The 21,657-nt window shown below is 69.9% G+C and carries 23 protein-coding genes and 1 tRNA gene; 16 read left to right on the top strand and 8 right to left on the bottom strand.

Translation table 11 applies throughout. The features are described 5' to 3' along the window. Nucleotides 1-37: 37 nt before the first annotated feature. The 5 genes from OG202_RS19215 (at nucleotide 38) to OG202_RS19190 (ending at nucleotide 3,842) form a co-directional block, all read left to right on the top strand. Nucleotides 38-1,483, top strand: coding sequence for an amino acid permease (locus OG202_RS19215; RefSeq protein WP_327729491.1), 1,446 nt, complete (start codon nucleotides 38-40; stop codon nucleotides 1,481-1,483). Nucleotides 1,484-1,560: 77 nt separating this feature from the next. Beyond that, the gene (locus OG202_RS19210) at nucleotides 1,561-1,983 is read left to right on the top strand and encodes a M67 family metallopeptidase (protein WP_326582469.1); all 423 of its coding nucleotides are present in this window, start codon (nucleotides 1,561-1,563) and stop codon (nucleotides 1,981-1,983) included. A 413-nt stretch (nucleotides 1,984-2,396) separates the two neighbouring features. Then, on the top strand, nucleotides 2,397-2,492 hold the full coding sequence (locus OG202_RS19200; protein WP_309474684.1) for a putative leader peptide: 96 nt from the start codon (nucleotides 2,397-2,399) through the stop codon (nucleotides 2,490-2,492). Nucleotides 2,493-2,606: 114 nt separating this feature from the next. Further along, complete coding sequence (locus tag OG202_RS19195) at nucleotides 2,607-2,885, top strand: MoaD/ThiS family protein (RefSeq protein ID WP_028797012.1); 279 nt, start codon at nucleotides 2,607-2,609, stop codon at nucleotides 2,883-2,885. 6 nt (nucleotides 2,886-2,891) lie between these two features. Continuing rightward, on the top strand, nucleotides 2,892-3,842 hold the full coding sequence (locus OG202_RS19190) for a PLP-dependent cysteine synthase family protein (RefSeq protein WP_326582470.1): 951 nt from the start codon (nucleotides 2,892-2,894) through the stop codon (nucleotides 3,840-3,842). 191 nt (nucleotides 3,843-4,033) lie between these two features. Here the strand turns inward: OG202_RS19190 and OG202_RS19185 are convergent, their stop codons facing one another. After that, the gene (locus tag OG202_RS19185) at nucleotides 4,034-4,510 is read right to left on the bottom strand and encodes a type II toxin-antitoxin system PemK/MazF family toxin (RefSeq protein ID WP_326582471.1); all 477 of its coding nucleotides are present in this window, start codon (nucleotides 4,508-4,510) and stop codon (nucleotides 4,034-4,036) included. A gap of 326 nt (nucleotides 4,511-4,836) precedes the next feature. Between OG202_RS19185 and OG202_RS19180 the strand changes: the two genes are divergently transcribed. Further along, complete coding sequence (locus OG202_RS19180; protein ID WP_327729492.1) at nucleotides 4,837-5,589, top strand: MBL fold metallo-hydrolase; 753 nt, start codon at nucleotides 4,837-4,839, stop codon at nucleotides 5,587-5,589. Nucleotides 5,590-5,717: 128 nt separating this feature from the next. Here the strand turns inward: OG202_RS19180 and OG202_RS19175 are convergent, their stop codons facing one another. Beyond that, on the bottom strand, nucleotides 5,718-6,995 hold the full coding sequence (locus OG202_RS19175) for a PTS transporter subunit EIIC (RefSeq protein ID WP_326582473.1): 1,278 nt from the start codon (nucleotides 6,993-6,995) through the stop codon (nucleotides 5,718-5,720). A gap of 278 nt (nucleotides 6,996-7,273) precedes the next feature. Here OG202_RS19175 and OG202_RS19170 point away from each other — a divergent pair, with 278 nt between their 5' ends. From OG202_RS19170 to rdgB, 4 genes are all read left to right on the top strand, one after another. Continuing rightward, nucleotides 7,274-7,507, top strand: a complete 234-nt coding sequence (locus OG202_RS19170) for a glucose PTS transporter subunit EIIB (RefSeq protein ID WP_045560653.1) — start codon at nucleotides 7,274-7,276, stop codon at nucleotides 7,505-7,507. A gap of 68 nt (nucleotides 7,508-7,575) precedes the next feature. Next, the gene (gene rph, locus OG202_RS19165; RefSeq protein ID WP_326582474.1) at nucleotides 7,576-8,313 is read left to right on the top strand and encodes a ribonuclease PH; all 738 of its coding nucleotides are present in this window, start codon (nucleotides 7,576-7,578) and stop codon (nucleotides 8,311-8,313) included. A 172-nt stretch (nucleotides 8,314-8,485) separates the two neighbouring features. Beyond that, nucleotides 8,486-8,884: a hypothetical protein gene (locus OG202_RS19160; protein ID WP_319366756.1), complete on the top strand. Its 399-nt coding sequence runs from the start codon at nucleotides 8,486-8,488 to the stop codon at nucleotides 8,882-8,884. Between the two features lie 59 nt (nucleotides 8,885-8,943). Next, on the top strand, nucleotides 8,944-9,546 hold the full coding sequence (gene rdgB, locus OG202_RS19155) for an RdgB/HAM1 family non-canonical purine NTP pyrophosphatase (RefSeq protein WP_327729493.1): 603 nt from the start codon (nucleotides 8,944-8,946) through the stop codon (nucleotides 9,544-9,546). Between the two features lie 55 nt (nucleotides 9,547-9,601). Here rdgB and OG202_RS19150 read toward each other — a convergent pair. The 4 genes from OG202_RS19150 to bcp all read right to left on the bottom strand — a co-directional run bounded on the left by OG202_RS19150 (nucleotide 9,602) and on the right by bcp (nucleotide 11,775). After that, nucleotides 9,602-9,676, bottom strand: a tRNA-Leu gene (locus OG202_RS19150). A gap of 10 nt (nucleotides 9,677-9,686) precedes the next feature. Further along, nucleotides 9,687-10,547 (bottom strand): HNH endonuclease, encoded by an 861-nt coding sequence (locus OG202_RS19145; RefSeq protein WP_327729494.1) that lies wholly within the window; start codon nucleotides 10,545-10,547, stop codon nucleotides 9,687-9,689. Next, nucleotides 10,544-11,170, bottom strand: a complete 627-nt coding sequence (locus tag OG202_RS19140) for an HNH endonuclease signature motif containing protein (RefSeq protein ID WP_328223194.1) — start codon at nucleotides 11,168-11,170, stop codon at nucleotides 10,544-10,546. The genes OG202_RS19145 and OG202_RS19140 overlap by 4 nt, the downstream gene beginning before the upstream one ends. Nucleotides 11,171-11,307: 137 nt before the next feature. Next, entirely contained in the window at nucleotides 11,308-11,775 is a 468-nt protein-coding gene (bcp, locus tag OG202_RS19135) for a thioredoxin-dependent thiol peroxidase (RefSeq protein ID WP_326582479.1), read from the bottom strand. Nucleotides 11,776-11,879: 104 nt separating this feature from the next. Between bcp and OG202_RS19130 the strand changes: the two genes are divergently transcribed. Together OG202_RS19130 and OG202_RS19125 are read left to right on the top strand one after the other, a co-directional pair. Beyond that, entirely contained in the window at nucleotides 11,880-12,218 is a 339-nt protein-coding gene (locus tag OG202_RS19130; protein WP_327729496.1) for a DUF3618 domain-containing protein, read from the top strand. A gap of 22 nt (nucleotides 12,219-12,240) precedes the next feature. Continuing rightward, the gene (locus tag OG202_RS19125; protein WP_033525031.1) at nucleotides 12,241-12,582 is read left to right on the top strand and encodes a GroES family chaperonin; all 342 of its coding nucleotides are present in this window, start codon (nucleotides 12,241-12,243) and stop codon (nucleotides 12,580-12,582) included. A gap of 137 nt (nucleotides 12,583-12,719) precedes the next feature. Here the strand turns inward: OG202_RS19125 and OG202_RS19120 are convergent, their stop codons facing one another. Beyond that, entirely contained in the window at nucleotides 12,720-15,083 is a 2,364-nt protein-coding gene (locus OG202_RS19120) for a transglycosylase domain-containing protein (RefSeq protein ID WP_405896036.1), read from the bottom strand. 1,424 nt (nucleotides 15,084-16,507) lie between these two features. Between OG202_RS19120 and OG202_RS19115 the strand changes: the two genes are divergently transcribed. Genes OG202_RS19115 through OG202_RS19100 form a run of 4 tightly spaced genes read left to right on the top strand, consistent with a single transcriptional unit; the run spans nucleotide 16,508 to nucleotide 20,078 of the window. Continuing rightward, entirely contained in the window at nucleotides 16,508-17,308 is an 801-nt protein-coding gene (locus OG202_RS19115) for an ABC transporter permease (RefSeq protein WP_326582481.1), read from the top strand. Next, complete coding sequence (locus tag OG202_RS19110; protein WP_405961087.1) at nucleotides 17,301-18,215, top strand: ABC transporter permease; 915 nt, start codon at nucleotides 17,301-17,303, stop codon at nucleotides 18,213-18,215. Before OG202_RS19115 ends, OG202_RS19110 begins: the two co-directional genes overlap by 8 nt. A 15-nt stretch (nucleotides 18,216-18,230) precedes the next feature. Continuing rightward, nucleotides 18,231-19,250 carry an ABC transporter ATP-binding protein gene (locus OG202_RS19105; RefSeq protein WP_326582482.1) on the top strand — a complete coding sequence of 340 codons (1,020 nt, stop codon included), beginning with the start codon at nucleotides 18,231-18,233 and terminating at the stop codon, nucleotides 19,248-19,250. A 33-nt stretch (nucleotides 19,251-19,283) separates the two neighbouring features. After that, complete coding sequence (locus OG202_RS19100; RefSeq protein WP_328223193.1) at nucleotides 19,284-20,078, top strand: DUF1707 SHOCT-like domain-containing protein; 795 nt, start codon at nucleotides 19,284-19,286, stop codon at nucleotides 20,076-20,078. Nucleotides 20,079-20,211: 133 nt separating this feature from the next. Here OG202_RS19100 and OG202_RS19095 read toward each other — a convergent pair whose 3' ends face one another. Beyond that, nucleotides 20,212-21,537 (bottom strand): SGNH/GDSL hydrolase family protein, encoded by a 1,326-nt coding sequence (locus OG202_RS19095; protein WP_328223192.1) that lies wholly within the window; start codon nucleotides 21,535-21,537, stop codon nucleotides 20,212-20,214. Nucleotides 21,538-21,657: the final 120 nt, after the last annotated feature.

Here is a 21,657-nt window from a genome sequence, read left to right as displayed (position 1 = left end):
CTCGGATCGGCCCAGCGTGGAGAAAGGCGCACAACACATGACCTCCGCTCAGGTCAACAAGAACGGCGACGAGGCCGTCCGTGGCGACACCCCCGAAGAGGGGTACGAGCGCGGGCTCGGCAGCCGCCAGGTCCAGATGATCGCGATCGGCGGCGCCATCGGCGTCGGCCTCTTCCTGGGAGCCGGGGCGAACATCGCCAAGGCCGGCCCCAGCCTGATCTTCATGTACGCCCTCGCCGGCGTCATCATCTTCTTCATCATGCGGGCGCTCGGCGAGCTGCTCCTGTACCGCCCGGTCTCCGGCTCCTTCGCGGAGTACTCCCGCGAGTTCCTCGGCCCGTTCTTCGGCTACTTCACCGGCTGGACGTACTGGCTGATGTGGGTCGTCACCGGCATGGCCGAACTCACGGCCGCCGCGATCTACGTCAACTACTGGTGGCCGGAGATCCCGCGTTGGGTGACCGCCCTGGTCTTCCTGGTGGTCCTCTTCGGCGCCAACCTGATCTCGGTGAAGCTCTTCGGCGAGATCGAGTTCTGGTTCTCGATGGTCAAGGTCACCGCCCTGCTCGGCATGATCGTGATCGGCCTCGGCGTCCTCACCTTCGGCTTCAGCGCCGCCGGCGACACCGCCGCCGTCTCCAACCTCTGGGCCTTCGACGGCTTCTTCCCCAAGGGCGTCGGCTCCTCCCTGATGACCCTCCAGGGCGTGATGTTCGCCTACCTCGCCGTCGAGCTGGTCGGCGTCACCGCCGGTGAGTCCGAGAACCCGGAGAAGACCCTCCCCAAGGCCATCAACACCCTGCCCTGGCGGATCGCGCTCTTCTACGTCGGCGCCCTCACCGTCATCCTCTGCGTGGTGAAGTGGACCGAGTTCGCGCCCGGCGTGAGCCCCTTCGTCGCCGCCTTCGCCAAGATCGGCATCCCGGCGGGCGCCGCCATCGTCAACTTCGTGGTGCTGACGGCGGCCCTGTCCTCCTGTAACTCGGGCATGTACTCCACCGGCCGCATGCTGCGCACCCTCGCGGACAACGGCGAGGCCCCCCGGGTCTTCAGCAGGCTGTCGACGACGAAGACCCCGGCGTTCGGCATCACCGTCTCCGTGCTCTTCATGGGCATCGGCGTGATCCTGAACTACATCGTCCCGGAGAAGGCCTTCGGCTACGTCGTCTCCGTCGCCACCGCGGCCGGCATCTGGACCTGGCTGATGATCCTGATCAGCCACGTCCTCTACCGCCGCGGCGTCGACGCCGGCCGCCTGCCCGCCTCGTCCTTCCCGGCCCCGGGCGGCGCGAAGTGCAGCTGGGTCGCCATCGTCTTCCTGCTCTTCGTCACCGGCCTCATCGCCTACGACGCCGACTCCCGTGTCTGCCTGTACGTCATGGCCGGCTGGGCGGTGGCCCTCGGCATCGGCTGGGCCGTGCTGAAGTCCCGCAACCCGGAGGTCACCGACCGCCGTGATGCGGAGTTCGAGAAGGTCGGCTGACCCCACGAGTCCCAGCATGTGGGCTGTTCCGTACCACCCCCCGGTACGGAACAGCCCCTTTGCTTATCCTGGCCAGCATGCTGACCATCACCCAGGCCCTCGTCGACCAGATCGTCGCCCACGCGCGCAAGGACCACCCCGACGAGGCGTGCGGCGTCGTCGCGGGACCGGCGGGGTCGGACCGGCCCGAGCGCTTCATCCCGATGCTGAACGCGGCCATGTCGCCCACGTTCTACGAGTTCGACTCGGGCGACCTGCTCAAGCTCTACCGCGAGATGGACGACCGCGACGAGGAGCCCGTGGTCGTCTACCACTCCCACACGGCCACCGAGGCCCGCCCCTCCCGCACCGACATCTCCTACGCCAACGAACCCGGCGCCCACTACGTCCTCGTCTCGACCGCCGACACCGACGGACTCGGCGAGTTCCAGTTCCGCTCCTTCAGGATCGTCGAGGGCGAGGTGACCGAGGAGGAGGTGAAGATCGTCGAGGCGTACTGACGGGTGCCGTACTGACGGGTGCCGACGCCGGCACTCGTGCGCAGAGAAGCCCCGCCGGCGAGCGGAACGCGCGGATACGGTGTCCGTACACCGCCTCGCGCACACAGCAGCAGCCCGCGACGGAGACGCTCTCGACTCCGTGGCCGCGCTCCTCGGCCGCTGCCCCGACCCGGACGCCGTGTTCGTCGCCTCCGACCGCATGGCCTCCGGCGCGCTCCAGGTGCGGCGCGAGCACGGGTGCCGGGCGCCGGGTGTCGGATGCCGGGTGTCGGACGACTGGACCGTCGTCGGCCTCGACGACCTCGCGCCCAGAACGGCTCACCGAGGTGCGCCGTCTCACTCCCCGGACCGAATTCGTCCGGCATGTGGGATCACACTCCGGGACCCCGGTCGGGAATCGATACGATGAGCGCATGGTTCTTGACGACGTGAGCGAGAAGACGCCGGGCGCACTGCTCGTGGCGCGGCTGCACGTCGACCTGTGCAGGCTTGCCAGCGCCATCTGTTGACGCCGACCCCTGCCGCCGTACGGCCGTGAGCCGCGGCGCCAACCCCGTGTGACCACGCACTTCGCGCTGCCGCGCGCTCTCCGACCCGACCACTCCCGACAGGAGCCGCACATCATGGCCATCGAGGTCCGCATCCCCACCATCCTCCGCCAGTACACCGACGGTCAGAAGGCGGTGGAGGGAGCCGGTGCCACCCTCGCCGACCTGTTCACCGACCTCGAAAGCCGTCACACGGGCATCCACGCCCGCATCGTGGACGGCGGCGAGCTGCGCCGCTTCGTCAACGTGTACCTGAACGACGAGGACGTCCGTTTCCTGGAGGGCATCAACACCAAGCTGTCCGACGGCGACAACGTGACGATCCTGCCGGCGGTCGCCGGCGGCATGGCCTGATCACCCATGCGCTACGACTCCCCGCTGGCCGCGGTGGGCAACACCCCTCTGGTGCGCCTGCCGCGGCTGTCGCCGTCCGCCGACGTCCGCATCTGGGCCAAGCTGGAGGACCGCAACCCGACGGGTTCGGTCAAGGACCGTCCCGCCCTGCACATGATCGAACAGGCGGAGAAGGACGGCCGTCTGACCCCCGGCTGCACGATCCTCGAACCCACCTCCGGCAACACGGGCATCTCCCTCGCCATGGCGGCCAAGCTCAAGGGCTACCGCATCGTGTGCGTCATGCCCGAGAACACCTCCCAGGAGCGGCGCGACCTGCTCGGCATGTGGGGCGCCGAGATCATCCCGTCCCCGGCGGCCGGCGGCTCCAACACGGCCGTACGCGTCGCCAAGGAACTCTCCGCCGAGCACCCCGACTGGGTGATGCTCTACCAGTACGGCAACCCCGACAACGCGGGCGCCCACTACGCGACGACGGGCCCCGAGATCCTCGCGGACCTCCCCTCCATCACCCACTTCGTCGCCGGTCTCGGCACCACGGGCACCCTGATGGGTGTGGGCCGCTACCTGCGCGAACAGAAGCCGGACGTCAAGATCGTCGCTGCCGAGCCGCGCTACGACGACCTCGTCTACGGTCTCCGCAACCTCGACGAGGGCTTCGTCCCCGAGCTCTACGACGCGTCCGTCCTCACCACCCGCTTCTCCGTCGGCTCCGCCGACGCGGTCACCCGCACCCGCGAGCTGCTCCAGCAGGAGGGCATCTTCGCGGGCGTCTCCACCGGGGCCGCGCTGCACGCCGCGATCGGCGTCGGCAACAAGGCCGTGAAGTCCGGCGAGCCGGCCGACATCGTCTTCGTCGTCGCCGACGGCGGCTGGAAGTACCTCTCCACGGGCGTCTACACGGCAGCGACGACGGAAGAGGCCATCGAGACACTGCAGGGCCAGCTCTGGGCGTAGGGGTGCGTCGCCGGGCGCGGGCGCGTCGTGGTTGCTCGCGCAGTTCCCCGCGCCCCTGAAGGACACGGCCCCTGCTTTTCAGGGGCGCGGGGAACTGCGCGAGAAGCCCCACCCACCCGCACCCGGGGGTCGAAGGGGCGCAGCCCCTGGGCGAGGGACGGGTAGGGGCGGCGGGGGCGAAAAAGCCCCCGTCAGTTCGACAGGTGGCGGACCTGGTCCCACAGGGTCGGGTCGGCCACCCCCGCCTTACGACGGAAGTCCCGGACCGGCACCTCCCGCAACTCGCCCGTCTCCAGGAAGCTGGGTCGGCCTCGCGTGTCACCGACGGTGCCCGGCGGCAGCGGGATCACCCCGGCACGCGCGTCGCGGTACCTGCTGGTGATCTTGGCCACGCGTGCCCGATCCCCCCGGACGGCCAGCACGAGACAGGGCCGGTCCTTGCCCCCGGGCCCGTCCTCGAAGGGCACGACGGCCCACCAGATCTCGGCGGGCCGGGGCCGCGGCACAGACCCCCGCACCCGCTCGGGGCGCCCCGGCGGCCGGGTCCGCCCACTCGCCCGCCGCGTCCGTCGCGGCGGCCGCCGCGACCGCCCCCACCCGTCGACGAGCGTCGCGACGAGCGCCAGCAACACCACCGCCGCGAGCGCCAACCACCAGGACGTGTCCATGGCCACGACGGTACCGGCGCACGCAACGCCACGCCCGCCCTGTCGCACGCTCACGCGCCCTTTGACGCCACCTCACCCCGGCTCACGCGCGCCTCAACGGCCCCACCACCAGCCGAACCGGTGACACCACAGGTGAGTTCGCCCACAACGGCCCCTGGCGGAGGAGCGACCCACCCTTTTGCGCCTTACGCTCAACGGACCGCACAACTCTTGTTGCACCCACGCCCGTCCTTCGCAACCCCGCCAACTGCAATCCGCAACCCGTCTGCACGTCACGACTGACACGACTGTCACGACTTCACGCCAGCGCGGAGGTTCCAGCTCTCATGAAGCTCACCGTCGTCGGCTGCTCGGGGTCGTTCCCGTCCGCGGAATCGGCCTGCTCGAGCTACCTCGTAGAGGCCGACGGCTTCCGGCTGCTCCTCGACATGGGCAACGGTGCCCTCGGCGAGCTGCAGCGCCACTGCGGTCTCTACGACCTCGACGCGATCTTCCTCAGCCATCTGCACGCCGACCACTGCATCGACATGTGCGCGTACTTCGTCGCACGCTACTACCGCCACGACGGCGGCCGCTGCGCCCCCATCCCGGTCTACGGTCCCGAGGGCACCGAGCAGCGCCTGACCACGGCCTACGCCGACACCCCGTCCGCCTCCTCCATGAGCGAGGTCTTCGACTTCCACACGGTCAAGCCGAGCACGTTCGAGATCGGCCCCTTCACCATCCACACGGAACGGGTCGCCCACCCCGTCGAGGCGTACGGCATCCGTATCGAACACGGTGGCCGGGTCCTGACGTACTCCGGGGACACCGGCGTCACCGCCGCCCTGGACGAACTCGCCCGCGACGCCGACCTGTTCCTGTGCGAGGCCGCCTTCACCCACGGCAAGGAGAACATCCCGGACCTCCACCTCAACGGCCGGGAGGCCGGTGAGACGGCCGCCCGGGCGGGCGCCCGCCGGCTCGTCCTCACCCACGTCCCGCCGTGGACCGACCCGCAGGTCAACCTCGTCGACGCCCGCACGGTGTACGACGGTCCGGTGGAACTGGCGGTGCCCAGGGTGTCGTACGAGATCTGAGACGCCGTACGCGATCCGAGAAGGCGTACGCGACCCGAGGCGGCGTACGCGATCGGAGCACGACGTACGCGGAAGGCCCCCGGAGCGGACTCCGGGGGCCTTCCGCGTGCTCGGGGGAGCCGTGGCGGCTACTTGGCCTCCGCCTTCTGCAGCTCCGCCAGCTCCTCGTCCGACTCCCGGCCGGGGGTCGGCAGGTTGAATCGGACGATGGCGTACCGGAAGATCACGTAGTAGAGGACGCCGAAGCACAGGCCGACCAGGAGCAGTGCCCAGGGCTTGGTGGCGATGCCCAGGTTGAGGCCGAAGTCGATCACGCCGGCCGAGAAGCCGAAGCCGTCCTTCATGCCGAGTGCCCAGGTCAGGGCCATGGAGATGCCGGTGAGCACGGCGTGAATGGCGTACAGGACCGGGGCGATGAACATGAACGTGAACTCGATCGGCTCGGTGACACCGGTGACGAACGAGGTCAGCGCCATGGAGAACATCATGCCGCCGACCACCGCGCGCCGCTCGGGGCGGGCCGCGTGGTAGATCGCGAGACAGACGGCCGGCAGGCCGAACATCATGATCGGGAAGAAGCCGGTCATGAACTGTCCGGCGGTCGGGTCACCGGCGAGGAAGCGCGCGATGTCACCGCTCTTGCCCTCGTACGAACCGGCCTGGAACCACGGGAAGGAGTTCAGCAGGTGGTGCATGCCGACCGGGATCAGCGCGCGGTTGGCGATGCCGAAGATGCCCGCGCCGACCGCACCGGAACCGACCAGCCACTCGCCGAAGTTGTGCAGACCCGCGCCGAGGACCGGCCAGATGTAACCGAAGACGATGCCGATGAACAGGCCCGCGAAGGCGGCCAGGATGGGCACCAGGCGGCGGCCGCCGAAGAAGCCGGCCCAGTCGGGCAGCTTGGTGCGGTGGAAGCGCTGGTAGAGCAGGGCGACGACCAGGCCCATCACCACACCGCCGAGGACACCGGCGTTGACCGCCTTGTCCACCATCACGACCTTGCCGTCGACGGCGGTGGCCACCTGCGGGAGGTTCGGGTCGGTGAAGGTGCCGAGGACCTTCTGGAAGACGAGGTAGCCGACGACCGCGGCGAGGGCGGTCGAGCCGTCCGACTTCTTCGCGAAGCCGATCGCGATGCCGACGGCGAACAGCAGCGGCATGTTGTCGAGGATGGCGCCGCCGCCGGCGGCCATGAAGCCCGCGAACTTGGTGACGAAGCCGGGGAGCGACTCGCTGCCCAGCATGTCCGTGGTGCCGAGCCGCACGAGCAGGGCGGCGGCCGGCAGGACGGCGACCGGCAGCATCAGGCTGCGGCCGATGCGCTGCAGCACAGCCATCGTGCGGGAGCCCCAGCCGGGGCCCTTGTTGTCTGCGGCCGCGGGAGCGGCGCTGGCCGTGGTCACAACTTCCTCCATGAGAGCAGGGCGCCGCCCGGGGACGGGAGTGTGGGGGAGGGCAGCACGGGAGAGGTCTACACCATTCAGTGGTGTAGACCTGTTGTAGCACGCGAGGGGTCGGCCAAGGAACCCGCGATTCCCGTTTTATGCCTTCGTGATGTCACCGGGCCTTCGCCTCCCGTTCCCACCCGGCGAGAGCCCCCGCTTGGCGGGCGACCCCCGCGTGGTGTAGACCAGTCGCGAACGATTCGGAACGCTCCACACGGTCATCAGGGAGAAGCGCCATGGCCACCAAGGCTGAGAAGATCGTCGCCGGGCTCGGCGGCCTCGACAACATCGACGAGGTCGAGGGCTGCATCACCCGGCTGCGCACCGAGGTCCATGACGCCTCCCTCGTCGACGAGGCCGCCCTCAAGGCCGCCGGCGCCCACGGCGTCGTCAAGATGGGCACCGCGATCCAGGTCGTCATCGGCACCGACGCCGACCCCATCGCCGCGGAGATCGAGGACATGATGTAGGGCCCCGAGTCCCCGAGGCCCCGAACGCGGTGAGGGGGTGTCGCGCGACACCCCCTAAGCTCAGCGGCATGTCTCGAATCGACGGCCGCACGCCCGAACAGCTCCGCCCGGTCACCATCGAACGCGGGTGGAGCAAGCACGCCGAGGGCTCCGTCCTCATCTCCTTCGGCGACACGAAGGTCTTCTGCACCGCCTCCGTCACCGAAGGCGTCCCGCGCTGGCGCAAGGGCAGCGGCGAGGGCTGGGTGACCGCCGAGTACTCCATGCTCCCCCGCGCCACCAACACCCGCGGCGACCGGGAGTCCGTACGCGGCAAGATCGGCGGCCGCACCCACGAGATCTCCCGCCTCATCGGCCGTTCCCTGCGCGCCGTCATCGACTACAAGGCGCTCGGCGAGAACACCATCGTCCTCGACTGCGACGTCCTCCAGGCCGACGGCGGCACCCGTACGGCAGCCATCACCGGCGCGTACGTCGCGCTGGCCGACGCCGTCTCCTGGGCCCAGGGCAAGAAGCTGATCAAGGCCAACCGGCAGCCCCTCACCGGAACCGTCTCGGCGGTCTCCGTCGGCATCGTCGGCGGCGTCCCCCTCCTCGACCTCCGCTACGAGGAGGACGTGAAGGCCGACACCGACATGAACGTCGTCTGCACCGGCGACGGCCGCTTCGTCGAGGTCCAGGGCACCGCCGAGGCCGAGCCGTTCGCCCGCGAGGAGCTCAACTCCCTGCTGGACCTCGCCGTTTCCGGCTGCACGGAGCTGGCGCTCCTGCAGCGCAAGGCGCTTGATACGGTCCTCGAAAGGTAAAGGGCACGCCAAGAGCGAGGCCTGCCGGTGGCAACCACGGCGGCCCCGCCCGCGTCCTTGCACGTACGGGTGCACGGCACACCACCGTGCACCCGGCCACACAGCAGTAGCCGTTCATGCACCACGCAGGGGGCCGTCAGGCCTGCACCCAGTTCCTCAGGAGGACCGTTCCATGGCCGCGAGCCGCCGACGTCGTATGACCGCCATCGCCGGAGCCGTAGCGGCCGTCGCCCTGACGGCCGGACTCACCACCGGCTGCGATGCCGTGAACAAGGCCCTGGACTGCGTCCAGACCGCCGATGCCATCGCCCAGAGCGTGAACGACCTCCAGCAGGCCGTGCAGAACGCGGCGGACGACCCCACGCAGCTGGAGGAGTCCCTCGCCTCCATCGACAAGAACCTCGACGAGATCGGCGACAAGACCGACAACACCGACGTCAACAAGGCCGTCGACTCGCTCCAGAAGGCCGTCACCGACACGCGTACGGCCGTGGAGAACGGGGACACCACCCCCGACATCAGCGGCATCACGGACGCGGCGGGCGAGCTGACGAAGGTCTGCACGTCGTAACTGCCGTAACTGCCGTAACCCATGCGAACCGGGAGGCGGGGATCGCGATACTGGTGGGCATGACCCGCCTGATCCTCGCCACCCGCAACGCCGGCAAGCTCACCGAGCTGAAGGCCATCCTCGCCGACGCCGGCCTGAGCCACGACCTCGTCGGCGCGGACGCCTACCCGGACGTCCCCGACGTCAAGGAGACCGGCGTCACCTTCGCGGAGAACGCCCTGCTGAAGGCCCACGCCCTCGCCCGCGCCACCGGCTTCCCCGCCATCGCCGACGACTCCGGCCTCTGCGTCGACGTCCTGAACGGCGCCCCCGGCATCTTCTCCGCCCGCTGGGCAGGCACCCACGGCGACGACAGGGCCAACCTGGAACTGCTGCTGGCCCAACTCGGCGACATCGCCGACGAACACCGGGGCGCCCACTTCAACTGCGCGGCGGCGCTGGCCCTACCCGACGGCACGGAAAGGGTGGTCGAGGGTCAGCTGAGGGGCGTACTGCGTCACGCCCCCACCGGCACGAACGGCTTCGGCTACGACCCGATCCTCCAGCCGGAGGGCGAGACCCGGACGTGCGCCGAGCTGTCGGCGGAGGAGAAGAACGCGATCAGTCATCGAGGCAAGGCGTTCCGGGGGTTGGTGCCGGTGCTGCGGGAGCTGTTGGGCTGACTTCATGGAAGAGCCCCGCACCTTTGAATCGAAGGTGCGGGGCTTTAGTTTCCTGTGGGCCCGGTGGGACTCGAACCCACGACACACCGGACCTAAACCGGCGCCCTCTGGCCAGCTGGGGTACGGGCCCGCAGCCTCGCTCACTCTACCGGGCCTCGGGGACGCGGTACGTGGCGAGATCGATTTGAGTAGGTGGCTGTCTGGCTGTGGCAGGAAGGGCACAGATACCGGAGGTTTTCGCGGCGGTTGTCCAACCGGTCACCATTGATGTGATCGATCTCCAGGATCAGTGTCCTGCCTTGCCAGATGTCGCCGATGCCGCACGAGGTGCAGACGTGCGGCACACCGAGGTCGTCGAGGGCACGACGTAGCAGGGCGGTCCTGGTGCGGTTCGAGCCCGGTTCCAATCGGCGCAGGATCTGGTCGGGGGACTTTCGGTGCCGCGACACGGTGCCGCGAAAGTGGCCCTGCCCGGTGAAGTGATCAGTGGCGATGCCGTGTGCCAGCAGAGTGCGCTTCACTCGTGTGCGGGCGGCACCATTGGTGTCGTGATAGCCGAGGATCTTGAGTAGGCCAGCAACGCTGGTGGCTCGGGCAGCCGCTGATGCGAGAACGTCCGGGGGAAGACCTTCGAGGCTGCGTCCGTACCTGCGTGTGAAGTGCGACGTGTCGATGCCGTATTGATCCAGTCGCTTTCTGACGAGCCAGTAAGGACTGTCCTCCGGCGGATAGCCCAGATACTCGAACATCTCGCGGATGCTGTGCGACTGGGCCGCCGCCTCTTCCAGTAGTTCGCGCGCATAGGACCGCTTCTCTCGGGGCGGAAGCGGCTCTTCGGTGAAGTGTGAGGTGTCGATCCCATAATGCTCCAGCCTGCGGCGCAGGTAGCGCTGAGGACCGCAGCCCAAGGTCGTGCCCAGCCGCCGCATCATGTCCACCAGGCTCGTCGAGATGGCCGCGGTCCTCATCAGCACGTCCCTGGTGTACTTGGGAGTGTTCATGCGCTCTTCCACTTCCGACGTCCCCGGTAAGTGTCGGTCGTGGCGTGACAGTTGGGGCACAGCAGCCGTAGATTCTCCGAGCGGTTGTCCCACCAGTCGCCGCTGATGTGGTCGACTTCGAGGCGGAGCGGCTTGCTGTTCCACTCCGGCCCTGTGCCGCACGCCGCGCAGACTTCACGGACTCCCGTACGCAGGAGTTCTCGGAGCAGCCGGTCACCGGGGACCCTTCCGTCCTCGGGGGTGCGCAAGGTGAGCGGGTTGCCGAGCGATCCCTTCGGGCGCCCTTTGCGCGCGGAGTTGAAGTGGGAAGTGTCGATTCCGAGCGTGGCGATCCGGCGACTGATGTGAGTTTGGTTGCCCCCGACCTGGTTGATTCCGAGGTGGCGCACCACGTCCTTGATGCTGGTCGACACCGCCACGGCGGCACGTAGGCGCTCTTCCGTGTGCCGGACCCGGCTTGTAGCGAAATGCGAGATGTCCACGTCGGCCTCAGCCATCTTCTGGCGTAGGTAGCGCCTGCTTCCTGGAGTCGGTCTGCCGCCGCACCATCGAACGGCCTCGTCGATGTGCCTCGTCTCGCGCGCTGCTTCCTCCAGCAGTTCGCGGGTGTACCTGACGGTCATGACCTCTCCGTTCCCGGCCACCTGTTCGTGGCTCGTACGGAGTAACGAGCCGTAAATCAGACGGTTACGCCCGGAATGCGGAACGGCCCGTACCGGGGTGATCCGGTGCGGGCCGTTCTGTGGGGCGGAGGCGGGCCTCAGATGCCCAGGTCCTTGATGATCTTGGCTACGTGGCCCGTCGCGCGGACGTTGTACAGGGCGTGTTCGACCTTGCCCTCCTCGTCGACGATGATCGTGGAGCGGATGACGCCCATGTAGGTCTTGCCGTAGTTCTTCTTCTCGCCGAAGGCGCCGTAGGCGTCGAGGGCGGTTTTGTCGGGGTCGCCGAGAAGGGTGACCTTCAGCGACTCCTTCTCGCGGAACTTGGCGAGTTTCTCGGGCTTGTCGGGGGAGATGCCGAGGACGTCGTACCCGGCGTCCGCGAGGAGCTCCAGGTTGTCGGTGAAGTCGCAGGCCTGCTTGGTGCAGCCGGGGGTCAGGGCGGCCGGGTAGAAGTAGACGATGACCTTGCGGCCCTTGTGGTCGGACAGGGACACCTCGTTGCCGTCGGCGTCCGGGAGGGTGAAGGCGGGGGCCACGTCCCCGGGCTGGAGTCGCTCGCTCATCGGGCCAGCGTAATGGCGGGCCCTGGCGGTGCGGTGCCGGGTGGAGCTGACAGACTGTCGCAACCAAGAGATTTCACCGACAACCGACAACGGGAGGCCGCGCGGTGGCGGAGAGCTCGGACATCAGAACCCCGGCCGAGATCGAGGCGGACATCAAGCGCCGCCGCGACAACCTCGCCGAGACGCTCGACGAGATCGGCGTCCGCGTGCACCCCAAGACGATCGTGGGCGACGCCAAGGCCAAGGTGGTCTCCAACATCGACCACACCCTGGGCAAGGCGTACGTCTCGGTCAATCGTGTGGTCAGTGACGTCAGGGGCCAGTTCGTCGACGAGGACGGGGCGCCGCGGGTCGAGCGCATCGTGCCCGTCGCCCTCGTGGTCGTCGGTGTCGTCGGTGTCGTCGGGCTCCTCACTCTCGGCACTCGACGTCGTAGGACCTGACGGAGACAGGTAGGTTCGGGGCGTGAGCGAGAAGACCCAACACGACAAGTTGCCCATCCGGATGCTGCACGACCGTGTGCTCGTGCGGCAGGACACCGCCGAGGGCGAGCGGCGTTCCGGCGGCGGCATCCTGATCCCCGCGACGGCGGCGGTCGGCCGGCGCCTCGCCTGGGCCGAGGTCGTCGCGGTCGGCCAGAACGTCCGGACCGTCGAGCCCGGCGACCGCGTCCTCTACGACCCGGAGGACCGTGCCGAGGTCGAGGTCCGCGGTGTCGCGTACGTCCTGATGCGCGAGCGGGACCTGCACGCCGTGGCCGCGGACCGGTTCGAGGGGTCGGAGGACTCCACGGGCCTGTATCTGTGATGCGTAGGTGTGAGAACGCGGCAGGGGCTGGTGACCATGGTCACCAGCCCCTGCCGCGTTCTACGGGTGTCTGCCGTGTCTGCCGCTCGTGGCCGTGGTGGGGTTGAAGGCCACCTCCGGCCACGGAGCGGCCGCGGCTACCCGAACGGACCCTCCGCCGTCCCGCCGGCCCCTGTCGCCGCTCCTCCGCCGTCCGTCGTGCCGCCGTCGGTCGTGGTGCCGCCGGTGGAGCCGGTGCCGCCGTCGGTCGTCGTACCGCCGGTGGAGGTGGTGCCGCCGTCGGTCGTGGTGCCGCCGGTGGACGTAGTACCTCCGTCCGTCGACGTGCCGCCGGTGGAGGTGGTCCCGCCGTCGGTCGTGGGCGTGCCGCCGGTGGTCGTGCTGTCGTCGGTGCCGCCGTCCGTCGGGCCGTCGGTCTCCTCGTCACCCGTGGCGCCGCCGGTCTCCTCGTCGCCGGTGGCACCCGGCTCGTCGGCGGGGGTGCTGGGCGGGGTGTAGACGACGTCGGCGCCGATCTGGAGGTCGAGGTCGAAGTCCTTGACCTTCTTGCCCTTCAGGGCGGCCTTGGTGAACTGCGCCCAGATCTCCGTGGGCGCCCCGCCGCCGTTGACGCGGTTCAGGCCCATGGTGCCGTACAGCGGCTTGTGGGCGCCCGTCTTGGGGTCCTGGCCCATGACGGAGACGACGGTGGCGAGGTCGGGGGTGTAGCCGGCGAACCAGGCCGCCTTGTCCTCCTCGGCGGTGCCGGTCTTGCCGGCGACCGGGTGGCCGGAGGCCTGGGCGGCGGTGGCGGTGCCGCTCTCGACGACGCTCCGCAGGACGGCCGTGGTGGTGTCGGCGGCCTTGCGGCTGACGGCCTGCGTGGACTCCGTGGAGGGGAGTTCGACCGCCGCGCCGTCCTTGCTGATCTTCTCGATCATCGTGTACGTGCCGTGCTTGCCGTGGTTGGCGAGCGTGGCGTACGCCTCCGTCATGTCGAGGACGCTCGCGGTGGCGGTGCCCAGGGCGATGGACGGATACGGGTTCATGTCCGGGGTGCTCTTGGGCAGACCGAGGTCGATCGCGGTCTTCTCGACCTTCTCGGGGCCGACGTCCACCGCCATCTGCGCGTACACCGAGTTCACGGAGCTCTGGGTGGCCTGGCGGACGGTGATGTTGCCGTAGTTGACGTAGTCCTCGTTCTCGGGGGCGTACGTCTCGCCGGGCCAGCCCACCACGGGGCGCTTGTTGGTGCCGTCGTAGACGGTGTTCGGGGTGATCGCCTGGCCGCTCTGGTTGTTGGAGGCGTTCTCCACGGCGGAGGTGAACACGAACGGCTTGAAGGTCGAGCCGACCTGGAAGTCGCGGCGGGTCGCGTTGTTCACGTACTGCTTGGTGTAGTCGATGCCGCCGTACATCGCGATGACCTTGCCGGTCTTCGGGTCGATGGAGACACCGCCGGCGCGGACGTAGTTGTCGACCTTGCGGTTCTTCTTGTCGAGCTTGTCCATCAGCTGGTCGTCGACGGCCTTGATGAAGGCGTCCTGCATCTTGGGCTGGATGGTGGTGGTGATGCGGTAGCCACCGCCGTTCTCCAGCGCCTCCTCGTCGATGATCTTGTGGTCGTAGAGGTACGACTTGATGGCCTCGACGAGATAGCCGCGCTGTCCGGAGAAGGCGCTGGACGTGGTGGCCTGCTTCGGCATCGGGAACTTCGCGCCGGTCCGCTCGGACTGCTTGAGCCAGCCCTCCTTGACCATGCCGTCGAGGACGTAGTTCCAGCGGGCGACGGCCGCGCCCTTGTTCTCGGGGTGGGCGACGACGTCGTACATGCTCGGCGCGTTGACCAGGGCGGCGAGGTAGGCGCCCTGCTCGGCGGTGAGACGGTCGGCGTCGACGCCGTAGTAGGCCTGGGCCGCGGCCTGGATGCCGTAGGCGTTGCGGCCGAAGAAGCTGGTGTTGAGGTAGCCCTCCAGGATCTCGTCCTTGGTCACCTCGCGGTCCAGCTTGATCGAGATGAAGAACTCCTTGGCCTTGCGGGTGACGGTCTGGTCCTGGGCCAGGTAGTAGTTCTTCACGTACTGCTGGGTGATCGTCGAGCCGGACTGCTTGCCCTTGCCGGTCGCGGTGTTCCAGGCCGCGCGGGCCATCGCCTTGAGGTCGATGGCCGGCTCGGAGTAGAAGTCGCGGTCCTCGGCGGCCAGTACGGCGCGCTGGGCCTCCTTGGAGACCTTCGACAGCGGGACGTTCTCGCGGTTGACCTCGCCGTCGCGGGCGATCTGGCTGCCGTCCGCGTACAGGTAGACGTTGCTCTGCTTGGTCGCGAACGCGTTCGCCTTGGGGATGTGGACCATGTTGTAGCCCAGCACGAAGGCGCCGACGATCAGCATGAGCCCGATGACGAAGGCGCCGAGCACCATGCGCCAGGTGGGGAACAGCCGCCTCCACCCCTTGCGCTTGGGCCGCTTGGGCTTCTTCCCCTTGCCGCCCCCGGCTCCGGGGTCGGGCGTGATGTCGGGCACGGCGGCGGGCGCGGGGGCGGTGGCCGCCCCGGCGGGGATGACGCCCAGTGCCTGGGTAGGCGTGTCCTGCGCCGACCGGGCGGGCGCCGCGGCTGCCTTACCGGCCGGGATGACGCCCAGCGTGGTGGTGGGTGTGTCGTCACCGGCCGCGCCGGCTGCCGCGCCGGGCGTCCGGGGGGCCTTGCCGTCAGGGGCGCCGGAGGGCCTGGCGTCAGGGGCGCCGCCGGGCGCGCGGTCGCGCGCGCCGAGGGGGCCGGGGCTACCGGGGCCGGCGGGGTTGCCGCCACGCGCGCCGGCGGCCCTCGCGGCCCGGGCGGCACGGGCGGCCTTGGCGTCGGGGGCTCCGGCGGGCTTGGCGTCACGTCCGTCGACGGGCCTGGCGTCACGGGCTCCGGCGGGGTTGCCGCCGCGCGCGTCGGCGGGCTTGGCGTCACGGGGCCCGGTGGGATGGCCGTCGCGGGCCTGGGCGGGCCGGCCGTCACGAGCCCCGGTGGGCTGACCGTCACGGGCCTCGGCGGGCTGACCGTCACGGGCCCCGCTGGGCTTGCGGTCGGAGGCCGGTGTCGGCTTGGCCTCCGGCGTCCGGGTGGATCCCGCACCGGGCTTTCCGCCGGGCGCCGAGCCGGGAGGAGTCGAGCCGGTCTGCCTGCCGGGCACCGCGTCGGTCTGCCCGCCGGTCTGCCTGCCGGGCACGGCACCGGTCTGCCCACCGGACTTCCCGCCGGGAGCCGCGTCGGTCTGCCCGCCGGTCTGCCTGCCCTGCACGGCACCGGTCTGCCTGCCGGGAGCCGTGCCGGGCTTGCCGTGCGGCCTCCCGTCGGGCGTCGTGCCGGGCTTCCCCGCGGACGCCCCGTCAGGCCTCCGGGGGGACGCCGAGTCAGGCCCCCCGGCGGCCGCGTCGGGCCCCCCGGCGGACGCCGCGTCAGGCCTTCGTCCACGTGCGGCGTCGGGCGTCCCGCCACGTGCCGCTTCGGGCGTCCCGCCCGGCTTCCCGCCCGGTGTCGTGCCGGGCGTACCGTCGGTGTTCCCCATGGCGGCGTGGTCGCCGGACCCCGGAGGCGTGCCCGGAGTGCGTGGCCCCGGGTCTCTCGGTGCCCAGCCCGGGCCGTTCCGCTTCGGCTGCGGCTCGTCGCTCATCGTGCTGCCGTGCTCCTGTTTTCGCGTCGTACGTTCATTTCCGTACGGACTCGTACGCTTTGCGCCCGCTCCGGGCCGGTTCTGCACCCCCGAGTAAAGACTCTCGTACCGCTCGATCCGTTCCCGGATCGCGGCACGTGCCCCGCACACCCCATGAGCACCACCGTCCGCCCCCGAAAACGCGTGGCAGGCCACTCCGGCCGCGGACTAGGCTTCTTCGCTTCGGCCCGAATCGGTCCAGGCCTCGGCCTTTCGCCTAACTCTTCGCAGCGGATGGGGGTTTCCTCGTGGGCACAGGGCGGTTGTACGCCGCCGTCGCCGCCGGTGGTTTCAGGCGGTACGCGACATATCGGGTGGCCACCGCCGCGGGGGTGTTCACCAACACCGTCTTCGGCTTCATCCTTGCATACACCTACCTGGCCCTCTGGCACGAGAAGCCCCACCTCGGCGGCTACGACCAGGCGCAGGCCCTCACCTATGTATGGGTCGGGCAGGCGATGTTCGCGGTGATGGTGCTGGGAAGCGCGGGGTTCGAGGAGGAGTTGATCGAGCGGATCCGGACCGGGGACATCGCGGTCGACCTGTACCGGCCCGTCGACCTCCAGCTGTGGTGGCTCGCCGCGGACATGGGCCGCGCCCTGTTCCAGCTGCTCGGACGAGGTGTCGTCCCCATGGTGTGCGGGGCGTTCTTCTTCGACCTGGCGCTGCCCTCCGGCCCACTGCCCTGGCTCGCCTGTCTCGTCGCGGTCGCTCTCGGGGCCCTCGTCAGCTTCGCGATCCGGTACATCGTCGCCCTGTGGGCGTTCTGGCTCCTCGACGGCGCCGGAGCGATGCAGATCACCTGGCTCACCGGAGTCTTCTTCTCCGGGATGCTCCTGCCGCTGAACGTCTTCCCCGGCGCGCTCGGCGACCTCGCCCGCCTCCTGCCCTGGTCCGCGCTGCTCCAGGCCCCGGCGGACGTCCTGTTGGGCGAGGCCGACCCCTGGGGGACGTACGCCTTCCAGCTCGCCTGGGCGGCGGTGCTGCTGGCGGTCGGGCGGCTGATCCAGTCGGCGGCGACGCGGAAGGTGGTGGTCCAGGGTGGCTGACCTCGATGAACTCGCGGCGGAGCACGCGGACGGGCGCGGGGGCGCGCGGGTCAGGGAGACAGCCGGGGAAAATCCGTTCGGCGAGTACGGCGTGGCCGGCCGCGTACGGGACGGTCTGCGCGCTTATCGCATGATCGCCGCCATGTGGATCCGCTCCACGATGGCCTACCGCGCCTCCTTCGCCATGACGACCTTCGGGAACTTCGCGGCGACCTCCTTCGACTTCGTCGCGATCCTGCTGATGTTCTCCCAGGTCGACGAGTTGGGCGGCTTCACCCTGCCCGAGATCGCTCTCCTGTACGGCACCTCCGGGATCGCGTTCGGCCTCGCCGATCTGATGATCGGCTCCATGGACCGGCTCGGCCGCCGGGTCCGCGACGGCACCCTGGACACCCTTCTCGTCCGCCCGGTGCCGGTGCTCGCCCAGGTCGCCGCCGACAAGTTCGCGCTGCGCCGCCTCGGCCGGATCACCCAGGGGCTGTTCGTCCTCGGGTACGCCCTGACCACGCTCGACATCGCCTGGACACCGGCCAAGGTGCTGATGATCCCGCTGATGGTGTGCAGCGGCGGAATGATCTTCGCGGCGGTGTTCGTCGGGGGCGCGGCCTTCCAGTTCGTCGCGCAGGACGCCTCCGAGGTGCAGAACGCCTTCACCTATGGCGGCGCCACCCTTCTGCAGTACCCGCCGGCGCTCTTCGCCAAGGACCTGGTGCGCGGGGTGACCTTCGTCCTGCCGCTCGCCTTCGTCAACTGGGTGCCCGGAATGTACGTCCTGGGCCGCCCCTACCCGCTCGACCTGCCGACCTGGCTGGCCTTCGCCCCACCGCTGGTCGGCGTGGCCTGCTGTGCGCTGGCGGGGGTCGCGTGGCGGGCGGGGCTGCGTTCGTATCGGAGTACGGGGAGTTAGGGAGCCGAGGGACATATGAGCGAGGCACTGGGAGCGGACGCGGTCGGAGACCGGTTCATCGAACTCGACCGGCTGGAGAAGGTCTTCGACGTCCGCAAGAAGACGGGGTTCCTGCGCCGGGAGCGGCGCGAGGTCCGGGCGGTTGACTCGATCTCCTTCACCGTGGCGCGCGGCGAGATGGTCGGCTACATCGGCCCGAACGGCGCCGGGAAGTCGACCACCATCAAGATGCTGACGGGCATTCTGACCCCGAGCGGGGGCCGTCTGCGGGTGGCCGGCATCGACCCGTCGCGTGAGCGGACGCGGCTCGCCCGGCGTATCGGGGTGGTGTTCGGGCAGCGTACGACCTTGTGGTGGGACCTCCCCCTCATCGACTCCTACCGGCTGATGCACCGTATGTACCGCATCCCCGACGCCCGTTACCGCGAGAACCTCGACCGTTGCGTCGAACTCCTCGAACTGGGTGACCTGCTGGACGTGCCCGTACGGCAGCTGTCGCTCGGTCAGCGCATGCGCGGGGACATCGCGGCGGCTCTGCTGCACGACCCCGAGGTGCTGTACCTGGACGAGCCGACGATCGGGCTCGACGTCATCAGCAAGGCCAAGGTCCGCGAGTTCCTCAGGGAGCTCAACACCGAGCAGGGCACCACCGTGCTCCTCACCACGCACGACCTCCAGGACATCGAGCAGCTGTGCCGCCGGGTGATGGTCATCGATCACGGGCGCCTGATGTACGACGGTCCGCTGACCGGGCTGCACGAGGTGGGCGAGAGCGAGCGCACGCTCGTCGTCGACCTGGAGCGCGAGCTGCCGCCGATCGAGGCCGCGCCCGCCCGGGTCGTACGGGTGGAGGGGCCCCGGCAGTGGCTCGCGTTCCCCGCGTCGGAGTCGGCGGCCCCGCTGGTGGCGCGGATCGCCTCGGAGTATCCGCTGGTGGACCTGTCGGTGCGGGAGCCGGACATCGAGGCCGTGATCGCCCGGATGTACGCGCAGCAGGCGGAGCGGGTGGGGGAGCCGGGGCCGGCCGTCTCGTAGCCCCGCGCGGGGGTTCCTCGTAGGCTGATTCGTATGACGGACGACCAGCCGGATCTTCCGGCCGCCGCGGACCTTCGTGCCTCCGACGCCGATCGTGAACGCGTCTCCGAGCAACTGCGGGACGCCCTGGCCGAGGGGCGGCTCGACATGGAGGAGTTCGAGGAGCGGCTGGACGCGACGTACAAGGCGCGGACGTACGGCGAGCTGGCGCCGATCACCCGGGATCTGCCGGGTGCGGGGACCGTGGCGCCGCCGGCCGTCGTGCCGCCGCCGTCCGTGTCGCTGGTCAAGGGGCCTGCGGAGGACGCGAGTTGGCCGGAGCGGATCGTCGGCGGCGACGGCACGTCCACGTGGGGCGTGGCGGTCATGTCCGGGTTCGAGCGCAAGGGGCGCTGGACCGTGCCCCGGCGGTTCGACTGCTTCGCGTTCTGGGGCGGCGGGGAACTGGATCTGCGGGAGGCGTACTTCCCGGAGCGCGAGGTCACGATCAACTGCGTGGCGGTCATGGGCGGGATCAACGTGATCGTGCCGCCCGGCGTCGAGGTCGTCGTCCGGGGCATCGGGATCATGGGCGGCTTCGACCACAGCGAGGAGGGCGTACCGGGCGACCCCGGCGCGCCGCGCGTGGTCATCACCGGGTTCGCGTTCTGGGGCGGGGTCGGGGTCGAGCGGAAGGTGCCGAAGGCCGAGCGGCAGCGGCTGAAGGAGGCTCGGCGGCAGGAGCGGTTGGAGCGGCGGGAGGCGCGGCGCGAGCTGCACGCCTCCCATCTTGACCATGTGCACGAGATGCGGCGGGAGCGGGAGCGGCGTAGGGGCGGGGAGCGGTAGGCCGTATGGCGACTGCGGGTGCGTTGCCGACCGCGGGTGCGTCGTGGTTGCTCGCGCAGTTCCCCGCGCCCCTAAAAGACGCGCAGTTCCCCGCGCCCCTGAAGATGCGCAGTTCCCCGCGCCCCTGGAAGATCTACAGCTCCGCCGGAGCGGCGCCCTTCAGTTTCTCCAGGTCGAAGACCTCGGCCATGCGGGCGTAGCCCTTGTCGCTGGGGTGGAGGTGGTCGCCCGAGTCGTAGTCGAGGCGGAGGCGGCGGGGGGCGTAGGGGTCGCGTAGGGCCTTGTCGAAGTCGACGTAGGTGTCGAAGACGTTGCCGGAGCGGATCTCGGCGTTGATGGCCTGGCGGACGGACTCGCGCTGGTCGGAGTAGCCACGGTGGCCGTGGAAGGGCATGAGGGTGGCGCCGACGACGCGCAGTCCTCGGGCGTGCGCCCGCTCGACGAGCCGGCGCAGGCCGGCGGTGACGGCGGCGGGGTCGGTCCGGCCCGGGTTCTTGATGATGTCGTTGACGCCGAGGTCGACGACGACGGCCCTGACACCCGTTCGGCCGAGGACGTCGCGCTGGAAGCGGGAGAGGCCACTGGGGTTCTCGGCGGGGCGGCCGTTGCCGTTGGTCAGGACGCGGTTGCCGCTGATGCCCTCGTTGACGACGCTGTAGCGGGGCGTGTCGGAGGAGCCGGCGGCGGCGCGGAGGCGGTCGGAGAGGACGTCCGTCCAGCGCCGGTTCTCGCCGACGGTGGAGGTGATGCCGTCGGTGAGCGAGTCGCCGAGGACCACGACCGTGCCGTTGGACTCGTTGCTCAGCACGTCCAGGGCGGTGACGTACCGCCAGTGCAGGGACTGCGTGGTGTACGGCTCCCCGGTGACGTCCGCCGTCCGGTCGCCCTCGGCGGTGTACGAGATCTGCCGGGCGTGCGTGTGGTAGGTCGCGGGGCCGGAGGGAATCGGGGAGTAGGTGGTGATCAGCACGTCGCTGTCGTGCGGGATCGCCACCCGCACGGCGTCGCTCACCACCTGCTGACCCGCCGCGATGACGACCGTCGGGTTGCCGGCGAACGTGAGGCGGCGCATGGTGTCGGCCGCCGCGGCCGGGGTGTCCTGCGCGGCGGCGACCGCGAGCGAGGCGTGGGTGATGGTCAGCGGCTGCTGGCCGTAGAGATTGGACAGGGTGACGCGGGCACTCGTACCGGCGGCGGTCGTGTGCACCACGTTGCGCACCGAGCGGCCGGCGAGGCCGTCTCTCTCGGTGCCCGGCTCCGACCCGTTCGGCGAGGCGGCCCAGGCGCCGACCCAGACGCCGGTGGAGGCGGGGGCGGCGCTGTTGTGGGGCGCGCGGGCGAAGGTCTCCTGCCGGTGGGTGCTGTCGTCGATGCCGACGCCGACGTATATCGCGGCCGAGATCGCCACGATCAGGGCGGACATGGCCGCCAGAAGTGCATAACCGTGATGCCTGGTCATGCGGTGTGTTACTCCTCGGGCTGTGGAGCCCCGAGGCTCCGATGTGATCACCCCATGATGCGGCATGGGATGGGGGCTGCTTGCGAGAACCCCCATCGGTTCCCCCGCCCGGACAGACGC

Source organism: Streptomyces sp. NBC_00310 (genome assembly GCF_036208085.1).
Classification (GTDB): Bacteria; Actinomycetota; Actinomycetes; order Streptomycetales; family Streptomycetaceae; genus Streptomyces.
This window is presented reverse-complemented; position numbering and strand designations above follow the sequence as displayed.